General features: G+C 65.1%; 13 protein-coding genes and 1 pseudogene. 5 read left to right on the top strand and 9 right to left on the bottom strand.

Features of this window, described 5'->3' with window-relative positions:
• Positions 1 to 4 precede the first annotated feature (4 nt).
• From cheA to flhD, 6 genes are all read right to left on the bottom strand, one after another.
• The gene (gene cheA / locus A3CW_RS0109500) at positions 5 to 2,284 is read right to left on the bottom strand and encodes a chemotaxis protein CheA (RefSeq protein ID WP_028203348.1); all 2,280 of its coding nucleotides are present in this window, start codon (positions 2,282 to 2,284) and stop codon (positions 5 to 7) included.
• A 57-nt stretch (positions 2,285 to 2,341) separates the two neighbouring features.
• Positions 2,342 to 2,716 carry a response regulator gene (locus A3CW_RS0109495; RefSeq protein WP_028203347.1) on the bottom strand — a complete coding sequence of 125 codons (375 nt, stop codon included), beginning with the start codon at positions 2,714 to 2,716 and terminating at the stop codon, positions 2,342 to 2,344.
• Between the two features lie 13 nt (positions 2,717 to 2,729).
• Entirely contained in the window at positions 2,730 to 3,806 is a 1,077-nt protein-coding gene (gene motB, locus A3CW_RS45770) for a flagellar motor protein MotB (RefSeq protein WP_051481337.1), read from the bottom strand.
• A 10-nt stretch (positions 3,807 to 3,816) separates the two neighbouring features.
• The gene (gene motA, locus A3CW_RS0109485; RefSeq protein ID WP_028203346.1) at positions 3,817 to 4,677 is read right to left on the bottom strand and encodes a flagellar motor stator protein MotA; all 861 of its coding nucleotides are present in this window, start codon (positions 4,675 to 4,677) and stop codon (positions 3,817 to 3,819) included.
• A 361-nt stretch (positions 4,678 to 5,038) separates the two neighbouring features.
• Entirely contained in the window at positions 5,039 to 5,581 is a 543-nt protein-coding gene (flhC, locus tag A3CW_RS0109480; protein WP_028203345.1) for a flagellar transcriptional regulator FlhC, read from the bottom strand.
• A gap of 106 nt (positions 5,582 to 5,687) precedes the next feature.
• Complete coding sequence (gene flhD, locus A3CW_RS0109475; RefSeq protein WP_028203344.1) at positions 5,688 to 6,005, bottom strand: flagellar transcriptional regulator FlhD; 318 nt, start codon at positions 6,003 to 6,005, stop codon at positions 5,688 to 5,690.
• 595 nt (positions 6,006 to 6,600) lie between these two features.
• On the opposite strand from flhD, the gene A3CW_RS0109470 reads away from it, so the two are divergent.
• Entirely contained in the window at positions 6,601 to 7,665 is a 1,065-nt protein-coding gene (locus A3CW_RS0109470) for a glycosyltransferase family 4 protein (RefSeq protein ID WP_028203343.1), read from the top strand.
• Between the two features lie 192 nt (positions 7,666 to 7,857).
• Here the strand turns inward: A3CW_RS0109470 and A3CW_RS0109465 are convergent, their stop codons facing one another.
• Positions 7,858 to 8,154, bottom strand: a complete 297-nt coding sequence (locus A3CW_RS0109465; RefSeq protein ID WP_028203342.1) for an H-NS histone family protein — start codon at positions 8,152 to 8,154, stop codon at positions 7,858 to 7,860.
• 286 nt (positions 8,155 to 8,440) lie between these two features.
• On the opposite strand from A3CW_RS0109465, the pseudogene aqpZ reads away from it, so the two are divergent.
• Together aqpZ and A3CW_RS45760 are read left to right on the top strand one after the other, a co-directional pair.
• A pseudogene (gene aqpZ / locus A3CW_RS45765) lies at positions 8,441 to 9,186 on the top strand (aquaporin Z).
• Positions 9,187 to 9,399: 213 nt separating this feature from the next.
• The gene (locus A3CW_RS45760) at positions 9,400 to 10,116 is read left to right on the top strand and encodes a histidine phosphatase family protein (RefSeq protein WP_245623571.1); all 717 of its coding nucleotides are present in this window, start codon (positions 9,400 to 9,402) and stop codon (positions 10,114 to 10,116) included.
• Positions 10,117 to 10,172: 56 nt separating this feature from the next.
• Here the strand turns inward: A3CW_RS45760 and A3CW_RS0109450 are convergent, their stop codons facing one another.
• Entirely contained in the window at positions 10,173 to 10,994 is an 822-nt protein-coding gene (locus A3CW_RS0109450) for a Cof-type HAD-IIB family hydrolase (RefSeq protein ID WP_028203341.1), read from the bottom strand.
• Positions 10,995 to 11,087: 93 nt separating this feature from the next.
• Positions 11,088 to 11,984, bottom strand: coding sequence for a BadF/BadG/BcrA/BcrD ATPase family protein (locus A3CW_RS0109445; protein WP_028203340.1), 897 nt, complete (start codon positions 11,982 to 11,984; stop codon positions 11,088 to 11,090).
• Between the two features lie 180 nt (positions 11,985 to 12,164).
• Here A3CW_RS0109445 and A3CW_RS0109440 point away from each other — a divergent pair, with 180 nt between their 5' ends.
• Together A3CW_RS0109440 and A3CW_RS0109435 are read left to right on the top strand one after the other, a co-directional pair.
• Complete coding sequence (locus tag A3CW_RS0109440; RefSeq protein WP_028203339.1) at positions 12,165 to 12,761, top strand: DNA-3-methyladenine glycosylase I; 597 nt, start codon at positions 12,165 to 12,167, stop codon at positions 12,759 to 12,761.
• Positions 12,762 to 13,055: 294 nt separating this feature from the next.
• Positions 13,056 to 13,514, top strand: coding sequence for a hypothetical protein (locus A3CW_RS0109435; RefSeq protein WP_028203338.1), 459 nt, complete (start codon positions 13,056 to 13,058; stop codon positions 13,512 to 13,514).
• The last annotated feature ends 109 nt before the right edge of the window (positions 13,515 to 13,623 follow it).

Below are 13,623 nucleotides of genomic sequence, written 5' to 3'. Positions count from 1 at the left end.
ACGATTACGCGAATTCGGCGAACGCACCCGAATTTGCGCTGGCGCTTACGCCATGTGTGGCGCGCGTCTCGCGATTGAGCGCGGCCACGTCGACGATCAGCGCGACGCTGCCGTCGCCGAGAATGGTCGCCGCCGAAATGCCGTGCACCTTGCGGTAGTTCGTTTCGAGGTTCTTCACCACGACCTGCTGCTGGCCGACCAGCTCGTCGATCAGCATGGCGAAGCGACGGCCTTCGGTTTCCATGATCGTGACGATGCCCTGCGTCGGGTCCGTGCGCGCGCCTTCGACGTTGAATGCCCGGTGCAGCGCCACGAGCGGGAGATACTCGCCGCGCACACGCACCACGCGGTCGCCGTTGGTGACCGTGTAGATGTCTTCGTGGCGCGGCTGCAGGGACTCCATCACGAAGTTCAGCGGCAGGATGAAGATCTCGCTACCCACCTTCACCGACATGCCGTCGAGAATCGCCAGCGTGAGCGGCAGCACGATGCGCGTGGTGCTGCCCTTGCCCGCGTGCGAGGTGATTTCCACGTGGCCGCCCATCGCCTGGATGTTGCGCTTGACCACGTCCATGCCCACGCCGCGGCCCGACACGTCGGTCACCTGCTCGGCGGTCGAGAAGCCCGGCAGGAAGATAAGGTTCCAGACCTCGTCGTCGGACATGCTGTCGCTCACCTGCATGCCCTGCTTGATCGCCTTGGCGAGAATCTTGTCGCGGCGCAGGCCCGCGCCGTCATCGCTCACTTCGATCACGATGTTGCCGCCGTGGTGCGCGGCGGAGAGCACGAGCTGGCCCGTGGCGTCCTTGCCCGCGGCGCGGCGCGCTTCCACGGTTTCGATGCCGTGGTCGAGCGAGTTGCGCACGAGGTGGGTGAGCGGGTCGATGATGCGCTCGATGAGGCTCTTGTCGAGTTCGGTCGCCTGACCGAAGGTGACAAGCTCGACTTCCTTCCCGAGCTTCGCCGCGAGGTCGCGCACGAGGCGCGGAAAGCGGCTGAAGACGTAGTCCATCGGCATCATGCGGATCGACATCACCGCTTCCTGCAGGTCGCGCGCGTTGCGCTCGAGCTGCGCCATGCCGTTGTAGAGGCGGTCGTGCAGCGCCGGGTCGAACGTGCTGGTGGTTTCCGCCAGCATGGCCTGCGTAATGACGAGTTCGCCCACGAGGTTGATCAACTGGTCGACCTTTTCCACGCCCACGCGAATCGAGCTGCCTTCCGCCGAATTCGCGGCGGCGGCCGGACGCGCCTTGCGCTCGCCTTCGGCTTGCGCGGGCGCCGGTGCGCTCGCGGGCGGGCGCGGCATTTCGTGTTCGGCTTGCGCAGCGGGCGGCGGGGCCGGGATCACGGCGCTCGCTGCAGGGGCCGCTGCCACCGGTGCGGCGGGCGGTGCGGCCGGTGCCGGTGCAGCCGCAGGCGCTGCGGCCGCAGCCGGTTGCGCGTCGCCCTGCGGCGCGGCGCCCCGGCCGATCGAAATCTGTTTCTCGTCGATCACGAAGCAGCACACCGCGATGATGTCGTCGGCGGTCACATCGGTTTCGAGCCACAGCGTGAGGTCGTCGCCGGTCTTCACCTGACCGAGAATGCGGCCGAGGTTGCCGAGCTCTTCGACGAGCAGCTCCTGGTCCTTCGCGTCGACGGCGCGCAGCGTGACGCGCAGGTGCGGACCTTCCGCTGCGGCCTCAGCGCCGGCAGCGGGCGCCGCGGCTGCCGCATCGATCGCCTCGCTCACGACGTGCTCGGGCGCACCCGAACCTGCCGCCGCCAGCGTACTGTGCATTTCGAACGCGGCTTCGAGATCTTCTTCCGAATCGCCGGCGCTCGCCTGCGGGGCCGGCGCGGGCGCAGGGGCCGGGGCCGGTGCGGGTTCAGGCGCGGACGCCGGTACGCCGCGGCTTTCCGCATAGAGGCGCTCGAGCTTCGTGCGCACGGCGTGCGCCGCTTGCGCGTCGGGCTCGGCGCTCGCGCGGTAGGCGCCGAGCTGGTCGGAAAGCACGTCCTTCGTTTCGAGGAACGTGTCGATCATGTCCTTGCGCAGCACCAGCTCGTTGTTGCGAGCACGGTCGAGCAGCGATTCGAGAATGTGGGTCGTCTCGGTCAAGGCCGTGAAGCCGAACGTCGCCGCGCCACCCTTGATCGAGTGCGCCGCGCGGAAGATCGCCGCCAGATCCTCGGGATCCGGGCGACCGACGTTCAGGTTCAGGAGAAGCTGCTCCATCTGCGCGAGCAGCTCGTCCGCCTCGTCGAAAAACGTCTGATAAAACTGAGTGATGTCGAGAGTCATTGCTCTTTCACCGCGTTAATTGCCTGGGGGGTGCCTGGTCGTTCGCCGCGCGGCACCTCAAGGGTGGGCCTCGCCGAGTGCGCTCGCCAGATCGACGAGCAGCTCGGGGTCCACCGGTTTTTCGATCCAGCCGGTCGCGCCTGCGTCGCGTACGGCTGCCTTGAAGCCTTCGTCCGATTCCGTGGTCAGCACGAGGATGGGCGTTTCGAAGTACGAAGGATTCGCCCTCAACTGCTTGATCAGGTCGAGCCCGCCCATGCGCGGCATGTAAAGGTCGGTGAGCACGAGATCGAAGCGCTGGGCGAGCGCATGCTCGAGCCCTTCTTCGCCGTCGCCCGCCACCGTCACTTCGTAGCCTGCCGAGCCGAGCGCCGCACGCAGGATCTCCCGCATGGACACCGAATCGTCGATCGCCAGAATGTTCCTGATCATCCGTTCCTCGTTGTCATTGCGCTGCCGCCGCGACGGCTGGGGCGACCACCGGCACCGCCGGCGCCACCGTGGTTGCCACCTTCGGCGCGATCGCGACCGGCGCCGGCGCCGCCCGGCCCATGCCGGCGTCCGGCGTGAGCGCGGGCAGGCTTTTGCCCGAGCCCGCTGCGTCGTCGGAGAGCGTGGTGGTGGTCGAGTCGTCGTGCATGAGCGCGTCTTCGGACTTCTTGTTCAATACGATGATGCTGATGCGGCGGTTCTCCGGGTCGAGCGGATCGGCCTTGTTCAGGTTCTGCGTGGAAGCGAGACCGAGCACGCGCAACACCTTCGATTCGTCCATACCGCCCGCGATCAGCTCGCGTCGAGAAGCATTCGCGCGGTCGGCGGAAAGCTCCCAGTTGCTATAGCCCTTCTCGCCGCCCGCGTAGGGCACGGCGTCGGTGTGGCCTTGCACGACGATGCGGTTGGGCACGTCGTTGAGCGTCTTGCCGATCGCCTGCAGGATGTCGCGCATGTACGGCTCGACCACGTCGCGGGCCGTGGCGAACATCGGGCGCTTCTGCGAGTCGACGATCTCGATGCGCAGGCCCTGCAGCGTGGAGTCGATGCGGATCTGCTGCTTGAACTGGCGCAGCACCGGGTTCGCCTCGATCGCCGCCATCAGCTTCACCTGCAGGTCGTGCAGGCGTACCTGCTCCTTGCGTTCGAGCGAACCTTCGAGCTGCTTCATCGCATCGTCGTCGTTGTGCTTCGACTGGTTGCGCTCCGAGCGCTCGGTCGCGCCGTCGCTGCGGCGCGTGATGCCCTGGTCCTGCGACGAGATGTCACGGCCGCCGCCCTTCAGGATGCTCGAGTCTTCGGCGCTGCGATCGCCGCCCCAGAGCGTGATCTTCATCGGCTGGTTGAAGTAGTCGGCGATGCCCTTCAACTGCACCGTCGAAGCCGACGAGAGCAGCCACATCAGCAGGAAGAACGCCATCATCGCGGTCATGAAGTCCGCGTAGGCGAGCTTCCACGCGCCGCCATGATGGCCGGCCTTCTTCGGCGCGGCGCGCTTGACAACGATTGCGCGGTCCTTGTTGTTGCTCATGAGCCGTCCCTTACTTCGCCTTCACGCGGCGCACGTGCTCTTCGAGTTCCGTGAACGACGGACGCTCGGTCGAGAACAGCACCTTGCGGCCGAACTCCACGGCAATGGCCGGCGCGTAGCCGTTCAGGCTCGCGAGGATCGTCACCTTGATGCACTGGAACATCTTGGTCGACTCGGTCACGCGCTGTTCCGCGAGGCTCGAGAGCGGGCCGATCAGGCCGTACGAAAGCAGAATGCCGAGGAAGGTGCCGACCAGCGCCTGGGCGATCATCTCGCCGAGGACCGCGGGCGGCTTGTCGGCGGACGCCATGGTGTGAACCACGCCCATCACCGCCGCGACGATACCGAACGCCGGCATCGCGTCGCCCACCTTCGCGAGCGCGTGAGCGGGCGCCTCGCCTTCGGCGTGGTGCGTTTCGATTTCCTCGTCCATGAGGCTTTCGATCTCGAAGGCGTTCATGTTGCCGCCCACCATGAGACGCAGGTAGTCGGTGAGGAATTCGACGATGTGATGGTCGGCCAGGATCTTCGGATACTGCGTGAAGATCGGGCTCTTCTGCGGATCGTCGATATCCGCTTCGAGCGTGAGCGTGCCTTCCTTTCGCGCCTTCGCGAGCAGGACATAGAGCAGCGCGAGCAGCTCCATGTACACGTCCTTGTTGTATTTGGCGCCCTTGAACAGCGTGGGAAGCACGCGCAAGGTGGCCTTGATGGTCTTGATGCCGTTGCCGAGGATGAACGCGCCGACGCCAGCACCACCGATCATGAGCAGTTCCATCGGCTGCATGAGCGCGCCGAGATGGCCGCCCTCGAGTGCGTAGCCGCCGAAGACGCAAAGGATCGTCAAGAGGGTTCCAACGATAATCAGCACTGCCGGGTCCTCACTAGAAATGCGCCGCGAACCGCCGTCGGCCCGCGCCCTTAGCTGGGTTTACGGCAACGGCGCGAAAAACTTTGGGTTTGAGTGGGCGCGGATCGTAAGCCGGCCGGGCATCTGCCGTCTGCTTGACATCGGCATGACGGATGAATCTGGGGCCGGTTCGCAAAGCCGCACGGGAAGGGGTTGCGGTGCGTGCCTGTGACCGCGTTTAGGATGCGGGCTTGCTGCGGCAGGCGCCGTCCGGTGGGGCCGCGCGGCCTTTGCGGCGGGGCGGGCCGGGTTTATCCGGAGTCCCGGCCTGCACCGACGGCACCACGCCGCATCTAACCGCGTCAAGCCGCGTCGATCTGCCTCAAGCGGCGATCTGCGACGCAAGCGCGTTGCGCCGTGTGCGCCCCGCCCGCGAGGGCGGCTGGCACAGCCCGCAGACGAAACCGCGTTGCGGGTCGTGCGCGTGAGCCACGTAGCGGCCGCCGCAACGACTGCACGTCGTCATCTGCAAGAGGCCCGATGTGAAATAGCGCACGAGCGTCCAGGCGCGCGTGAGGCTCAGCGTGGGCATTTCGTCGTGGAGCCGCAGGTGCTCGAGATAGAGCCGGTAGCTCTTCACGATCGCGTGGATCGGCTCGCAGCGCGCATGGCGGCTCATGAACATGAACGTGTTGTAGAACAGCGAGGAATGGACGTTGGGCTGCCAGGTCATGAACCAGTCGGTCGAAAACGGCAGCATGCCCTTGGGCGGCGACTCGCCCTTCACTTCCTTGTAAAGCCGGATGAGCCGGTCGCGCGAGAGCGAGGTCTCCGCTTCGAGCAGTTGCAGACGCGCGCCCAGTTCGATCAGCTCGATCGCGAGCGCGATCTCCTTTACCTCCTGCACCACACTCTTTGTCGCCATAGACACCCGTTGGAAGCCGCAAAGGAATACGCCTGGCCCCTGCCGCCGTCCGCGGGCAGCAAGGGTGCAATGCGTGGCCGCGCGCTGCGGCGCGGGGCGAAGCGGTTCAGCCGATCTGCTCGACGTCCTGGCCCGCCATGATGATCGCCGAGTGGGTCAGCGCGGTTTTGCCCTTGTCGGCAAGCGCGCTCAGGATGGCGTGGTCGTCGAACCGGAAGCGGCAAAGCAGCTGGTTCGATGCGGCAAGGCGTACGGTCTGCGCGAAAGAGAGATTCGCGAGCACCTCGGCAGACTGCTCGGAGATGCCCATGCGGAACATGCCCGTCGGCTTGTCCTCGCGTAAAAGACGTTGCGCGAGCAACAGGTACGACAGGTTCACTTCCTTGATCTCATTGAGCATGTCGCTGTGCGTCGTCGCGCTCATGGATTCCCCCGAATCAAATCGCGGCGGCTGGTCAGACCGCCTGCGGAAAACGTTTGCTCGCCCAGATGCAACCCGAATGCACCCGAACGGCCTGTTTATGGTCGTGGGTGCATTGTGGCTGGGGCGGGAACAAATGGAAATCGGACGGATGCCGCGACGCGTTGCGAGAAAAGCGATCGCTAACGTGTAGGAATTTTTCTGACAATGAGGCGGGAGCAGCGGCGGGAGGCGGGGCGCGTCATGTCATGCGCATAAGCCGCGAAATTCTGGACTGATTATAGGCTTTTTCATGGATGCGTCACGCGTGCGTGCTACCGGCCCTATTCGCGACCCACGCGCCAACGTCTTTTGACCCTTATACGGACGCCCGGGCACGCGGTTTGCGCAATGCGCGCCCAGGCCACGTCACGCTTTGCAATGGCCTCTTACACCTGCTGTATCCCGCTGTAACAACATTAAGCGTTTGCAAAACCGCGTGTATCGGGCCGCGAAATGGCCATAATCGGTCTCAGGGATAACCCGATACCGTTGTACCGCCGCAGTGCCGCATCACAGGTTCGTTGCACACGCGGCTTTTTGCCCAGGAGATCGAACAATGCGAATCGCACAAATTGCGCCACTTTATGAAGCCGTTCCGCCCAAGCTTTATGGCGGCACCGAGCGCGTCGTGTCCTACCTGACCGAAGCGCTGGTCGACCTCGGCCACGACGTGACGCTGTTCGCCAGCGGCGATTCGGTCACCTCGGCAAACCTCGAAGCCGCCTGGCCGCGCGCACTTCGTCTGGACCCGACGATCCGCGACGCGCTGGCCCCGCACATGGTGCTGCTCGAGCACGTGCGGCGCGTCGCGCACGAGTTCGACGTGCTGCACTTCCACCTCGACTATCTGCCGTTCCCGCTTTTCACGACCATGGACACGCCGTTCGTCACGACGCTCCACGGTCGCCTCGACCTGCCGGAGCTGCAACCGGTATTCGAGCAGTTCCCGAACGCTCCGGTGATCTCGATTTCGGACTCGCAGCGCCAGCCGTTGTCGCAGGCCGCGTGGCAGAACACGATCTATCACGGACTGCCAAAGAACCTGCTCACGCCGCAGGCCGACCGCAAGCCCGAGTACCTCGCGTTCCTCGGCCGGATCTGCCCGGAAAAGCGCGTGGACACGGCGATCAGGATCGCCGCGCTCTCCGGCCTGCCGCTGAAGATCGCCGCCAAGGTCGACAAGGTCGACCAGGACTACTTCAAGACCGAGATCGAGCCGCTGCTTTCGCAGGCGCACGTGGAGTTCGTCGGCGAGATCAACGAAGAGCAGAAGCCCGCGTTCCTTTCGGGCGCGAAGGCGCTGCTGTTCCCGATCGACTGGTCCGAGCCGTTCGGCCTCGTGATGATCGAGGCGATGGCGTGCGGCACGCCGGTGATCGCGTTCAACCGCGGTTCGGTGCCGGAAGTGATCGACCCGGGCGTGACGGGCTATGTCGTCGAGGACGTACAAGGCGCCGTGGCCGCGCTTCAGAATATCGATTCGCTTTCGCGCGTGGCAATTCGCAACCAGTTCGAACACCGATTCACGTCGCACATCATGGCCGGCAATTATGTCGACACTTATACGGCGCTCATCGAAGCCGCACAGCGTCCGGTACTGCGTCGTGTCGCCGCCGGCTGAGTGCGAAGCATTCCAGGTTTCGCGATAAATCCAGACGAATGTACGGTGTGAATCGTTTGCGAGTCGTCGAATAGCGCCATTACGCGTTCATTACAGATGACGCACAAAAAGAGCCGCATGAATCATGCGGCTCTTTTATTGCATTTGCGGTTGCGCCGGTATGGCGGCCGGGCTGTTCCCCGGCGGCATGCGTCAGGCGATCAGATAGCGTTCGCGATTCTTGCCCGCGATCCACTTGGGCGGCTTGCCGCGCCCGCTCCAGGTCGCGCCGGACTTGGGGTCCTGATAGCGCGCGGGCAGCGGCGCCTTTTTCGGCGGACGCCCGCGGCGCGCGGCCTCGGCAAAGCCCAGGTCCTGGGCGGAAAGGCCGTACTCGGCGATCTTTTCCCTGATCGTGGCGATGACGTCCGCGATCTCCGTGCGCCGCGCCTCTTCGGCCTGAGCCTGGAGTTTTGCGATCTGCGCCTTGATTTCCGTATATTGCGACATTTCTATTCCCCCTTCTTTGCTCTTGAAACCGGCTCGATCGGAGATTAGACGCAAATAACGGAATTCGCAATCGCTATTAATACTGCTTTTTCACGCTATTCTTCGATTTAACGACGAGTGGCTCGGGCGCAATTGCGTGCACATCGAACGCAATAATTCGATGAATTACGTCGGAATTGACAATCCTTGACAGCACCGAAAAGTGCGACTGCCTAGAATCTGGCATTTCCCGGTGCCGGTGCTTTACGCGGCCCCTTCTAGAATCGACTTTTCGAGGTGTCACGCAATGCACTTATTCAGGCGACTCATTGCCGAACTGATCGGCACTTTCTGGCTCGTTCTGGGCGGCTGCGGCAGCGCCGTGCTCGCGGCCAACTTCGCCGGCCCGGTTCACGGACTCGGTATCGGGTTCGTGGGCGTGTCGCTCGCCTTTGGCCTGACCGTGCTCACCATGGCCTACGCCATCGGCATATTTCGGGCTGCCATCTGAATCCCGCCGTGAGCGTGGGCCTGACCGTGGCGGGCCGCTTCCCGGCGCGCGACCTCGTGCCCTATATCGCCGCGCAGGTGGTGGGCGCGGTGATCGGCGCTTTCGTGCTTGCGCTCATCGCGACGGGCAAACCCGGTTTCGACCTCGTCGCGAGTGGCTTCGCGACCAACGGTTACGGCGAGCAGTCGCCAGGCCACTACGCCATGGGCACCGCGTTCGTGTGCGAAGCCGTCATGACCGCGTTCTTCCTGTTCGTCATTCTCGGCGCAACCGACAAGCGCGCACCCGCTGGCTTCGCGCCGATCGCCATCGGCCTGTGCCTCACGCTCATTCACCTGATCTCGATTCCCGTCACCAATACCTCGGTGAATCCGGCTCGCTCGACCGGCCCCGCGCTCTTCGTGGGCGGCGAGGCAATCTCGCAGCTGTGGCTGTTCTGGGTCGCGCCGATCGTCGGCGCCGTGATCGCGGGCATCGTGTACCCGGCGGTGGCGGGGCGGCGCGAAGCGGTGGCGGCGGTCGCCGTGCGCGAGACGGCCTGACGGCCTCTGGCACGCTCTGACACATCTGCGCGGCCCGGACCGCGCCGAATCGCGATACTTTCTTTGCGCAGCTGCAAACGGGTGCTTCGGCGCCCGTTTGTCTTGCTGGCCGCGTGGCGCTCCGGCTGCGCTGCTGGCCGGGCCCAGGGCGGCCGCGCTGCTAGAATCGGGCGACCTTCCCATTGTCTTGCGACCTGGAGCATCACGCCCAGCATGAAGCGCTCACGCCCCCGGCCATTCCGGATCGCCCCGACGCTCGCCGCAGCGTTGGGCGCACTGCTATGCGCCTGCGCGCCGCTGCCACACGTCAACGGACCCGCTAACGCCGGCGAGACAGCGCAGACCAATCCGGGCAGCGCGCCAACCGCACGCAACGTCGAAACGCTCATCTTCGTGAGGCATGGCGAAAAGCCGCCAGAGGGATTCGGCCAGCTCAACTGCAAGGGGCTGAACCGCGCGCTTGCGCTGCCGGCCGTGATCGCGGCCAAGTACGGCAAGCCCGACGCCATCTATGCGCCCGACCCCGGCGAGCAAAAGGAAGACAGCGGCCACGCCTACTACTACGTGCGCCCGCTCGCGACGATCGAGCCGACCGCGATCCAGTTCGGCATGCCGGTCCAGACGCCATATGGCTATTCGAAGATCGACGCGCTGCAAAGCGCGCTCGTCGATCCGCAGTGGCGCGGCCGCACCGTGCTCGTTGCGTGGGAACATCGGGAAATCGAGACGCTCGTGCGCCGCATCGTCGCCGCGCACGGCGGCAGCGCGAGCGATGTGCCGCGCTGGGAGAGCGCGGACTTCGACAGCATCTATGTGGTGCGCATCGACTGGAGCGGTGGCGGCGCGCACGCGCGTTTCTCGCACGAGCGCGAAGGGCTCGACGCACGCGCGGACGACTGCCCGTGCGCGCAACTGCCCGCCACGCAGTAACCGTTCGAATGGAATCGCGACAGCGGTGACGGCGCTAGCAGCTGCGCCCGCGTGAACTACGACGCGAGCTCGTCGTTGAGCGCGAACAGCTTGCGAAGATGATGCGCGACACCGGCTTCGAAGTTGTTGCCGATGCGCGGCACCCGAGGCAGCCGCTTGATGAGATCGGGATTGGCGTTGTTCATCATGAACGGATGACCCGCCGTTTCGAGCAAATCGATATCGTTCATGTTGTCGCCGAACGCGACGCAACCCGCGGCGTCCACGCCGAGCCGCTCGAGCACGACGCGCAGCGCTCGGCCTTTCGAAACGCCGGCCACCATGACTTCGAGACAATCCGGCAGGGAGTAGGTGACATAGAGCGCGTCGCCGAATTCGCGTGCGAGATTCTGCGCGACGAGTGCGAGATCTGCCGGATCGCCAATATAGAGCGCCTTGGCGATGCCTGCGCCTGCGTAATCGCGCAGATCCGCCACGCGGTACTCGAAGCCCGAGTCCTGGTGATACGCGAGCAGTTCAGGCGCATCGCGGTCGATGAGCCAGGCGTCATCGGTATAGATGCTCACGATCACGCGACCGTGCTCGCCCACCGTTTCGGCAGCGACGAGACGCTCGACCATGGGTGCACTCAGATTGCTCGCGTGGATCAGCGTGTCGTCGGGTGCGTGCACGCGCGCCCCGTTCGCGGTAATGAGATACGGGCGGATGCCTAGCACGTCGCGAATGCCGGCCACGTCGCAATAGTGGCGACCGGTCGCGATCACGAACGGCAGCCCCTGTGCATCGAGCGCGCCCAGCGTGGCAACCGTGAACGGATCGACCTGATGGTCGCTATTGAGCAGCGTTCCGTCGAGATCGGTTGCAATGACCTTGTACATGTTGATCAGACAGCTAGCGGGAAACGTTGCATCGTAGCATCTGCGGCACGGCTATGCCCTTGACCTACGTTCCCGCCCCTTGTCGCCCGCCATTCAGTTGTCCGCAGCAGCGCTTGCCAGCCGCTGGGCTTCCATTTGCGCGAGCCGAAGCGCACCGGTTGTGGAATCGGCGAGCGGCGCGCGCAGGCGATCACGCACCGCTTGCGGCACCCATTCGCGCAGCGGCTGCCCAAGGCCGCCCGAGAGCGCCGCCGGCAGCTTGCCCGAAGGATCGAGCGCGGTGATGAGTTTCGCGATTTCCACGCCGGCCTCGGCGAGCAGCCTTGCGACGAACGGATGTTCGCGATGCGCGAGGACGACCGGGGCGAGGCTGGCATAAGCGGTCTGGTTCGCCGCGCACTGCCACACGATCAGACTGTCGCGATCGGTGGCCCGCGCATGTGCGAGCAGGGCCCGCGCGAAGTCGTCCATGGGCACGCGGGCATCGAGCGCCTGCTGCGCCCAGACGATCGCGCGCAGGCCGAACCAGGCGCCACTCGCCTCGTCGCCCGAGGGAAAACCGAAACCGCCCGCAATGCGGCACTGGCCGTCCTCGTCGAGCACCGCCGCGATGCTGCCCGTGCCAAGGGCGACCACCACGCCTGGTGCGCCGCCGTGCGCGCCCAGCAGCGTCGTGTAGGCGTCGCTTTCCACCGCGAGTCCGGCCACCGGGGGTGCGGCTGCGAGAAACGGCGCCAGCCAGTCGGGGTTGTTCACGCCCGCGAGCCCGCAGCCGAGCACGCATTGCGACCAGTCGAACGCGAGCCCCGCCTGCGCAAACGCCGCGCGGCAGCCTTCCTCGATCGATTGCCAGGCGCGTTCGATACCGAGTCCGAGCCCCGACGGCCCCGCGCCCGCTCGCGCGAGTTCGACGCCGTTGGTGTCGCCGAGCGCGATTCGCGTGCCCGTGCCGCCGCCGTCCACGCCAATCAACCAGGTGTATTTCTGCATGATGTCCGCCGCGCCTCGCGCGCCTGTCAGTCCGGTTCGAATGCCAAAAATTTTTGTCGTGCCGCAGAGACTAGCGGCTTCCCAGGGTTCGCACAATCGGCCATCCGGCCAGGGTGGCGGCGCGGCACCGATCCGCTATGCTTGCGTGGCTCGAACGACGTCTCGCAAGGAGAACTTACCGTGACACACCGCTGCAACTGGGTATCGGCTGGCGCGTCGCCGCAGTATGTGCAATACCACGACGAGGAGTGGGGCGTGCCGTCGCGGGACGACCAGCATCTGTTCGAAATGATCGTGCTCGAAGGCGCGCAGGCAGGACTCTCGTGGTCCACGATACTGAACAAGCGCGAAGGATATCGCCGCGCCTTCGCCAACTTCGACATCGCGAAGGTTGCGCGCTTTACGCCCAGGCACGTCGAAACGCTCATGCAGGACGCCTCGATCGTGCGCAATCGCGCCAAGATCGAGGCCGCCATCGCCAACGCCCGCGCCGTGCAGCAAATTCAGGCGGAACACGGCTCGCTCGCGAAGTTCGTCTGGTCGTTCGTGGACGACACGCCCATCCAGAACGACCTGGCTTCGTATCGCGACGCGCCGGCCTCCACCGAGGTCTCGGACGCCCTTAGCAAGGCGCTCAAGAAATACGGCTGCAAATTCGTTGGCACGACGATCTGTTACGCGTTCATGCAGGCTGTCGGCATGGTCAACGACCATGAGCGCGACTGCATGTGCCGCGAGGCTTGCGCAGCGCTTGGCAAAAAGAAGCGCCGCGCCTGAGCGCAGCGAAACTCGCGCGACTCGGGAAAGTCCCGAGCGGGGCGGGACGCGCCTTGCAAACCTTTGTCCCGCATGGCTTTGTGACACGCCAGAGCGATTACGCCCGGCACCGGGCAACCCACTTTTTGATCGCTACGGTGCGCCGCCCCACGGTTTTCCACTGGCGTGCCGTTATAACGGGAAGTGAATGCAGGCGCGTCAGGGGAACGGGTAGTGATGCCGGCTGGAAGGCCGGCGGCGCCGCATTAGAAGGGAATTAACCTGTGCCCGGCACCCGGGCAACAGGGGGTTGAAATGAAAAACGTCCACTTCCTGAGTCATCAGGAGATCTTCGACCGCGCGGTGGCCCATCTCTTTGGCCAGGGGCGCGCGGCACTTCTTCCACGCGGCGGCGGCGCCTACCGGGGCGGTGGCTGTGGCGGCGGCTCCGGCAGTGCGCATAGCTACGGCGGTTGCCCGGTCGGCAGCTTCATCCGGCCACGCGACTATATGAGCGCCATGGAAGGCATTCCTGTGCGCTACATCGGCCGTGAGACGAACGACGTGCCGCTCTATATGGACGTGGGCGTTGCCGCGCTGAAAAAGGCGCTGCTGCGGGCCCATATCAACATATACGACCCCGCTACGATCAATCTGCTGAGTTGCCTGCAGAACGTGCACGACGTGTTTGGCGTATGGGAATGGCGCGAACGCCTTTGTTCGATTGCCGCCCAGTTCGGCTTGTCACCCGAACAGCTAAGGGACGCCGCCTGATATCGGCCGGCGCGCGCAACTCGCGCCGCGCTTCGGCGCGTAGTTGCTACGCACAAACACGCACAAACGCAAACGGCGGCGCAGCCTCTTGCGAAGCATGCGCCGCCGT

It is taken from the genome of Paraburkholderia nodosa DSM 21604, from assembly GCF_000519185.1.
In the GTDB taxonomy this organism is placed as follows: domain Bacteria; phylum Pseudomonadota; class Gammaproteobacteria; order Burkholderiales; family Burkholderiaceae; genus Paraburkholderia; species Paraburkholderia nodosa.
This window is presented reverse-complemented; position numbering and strand designations above follow the sequence as displayed.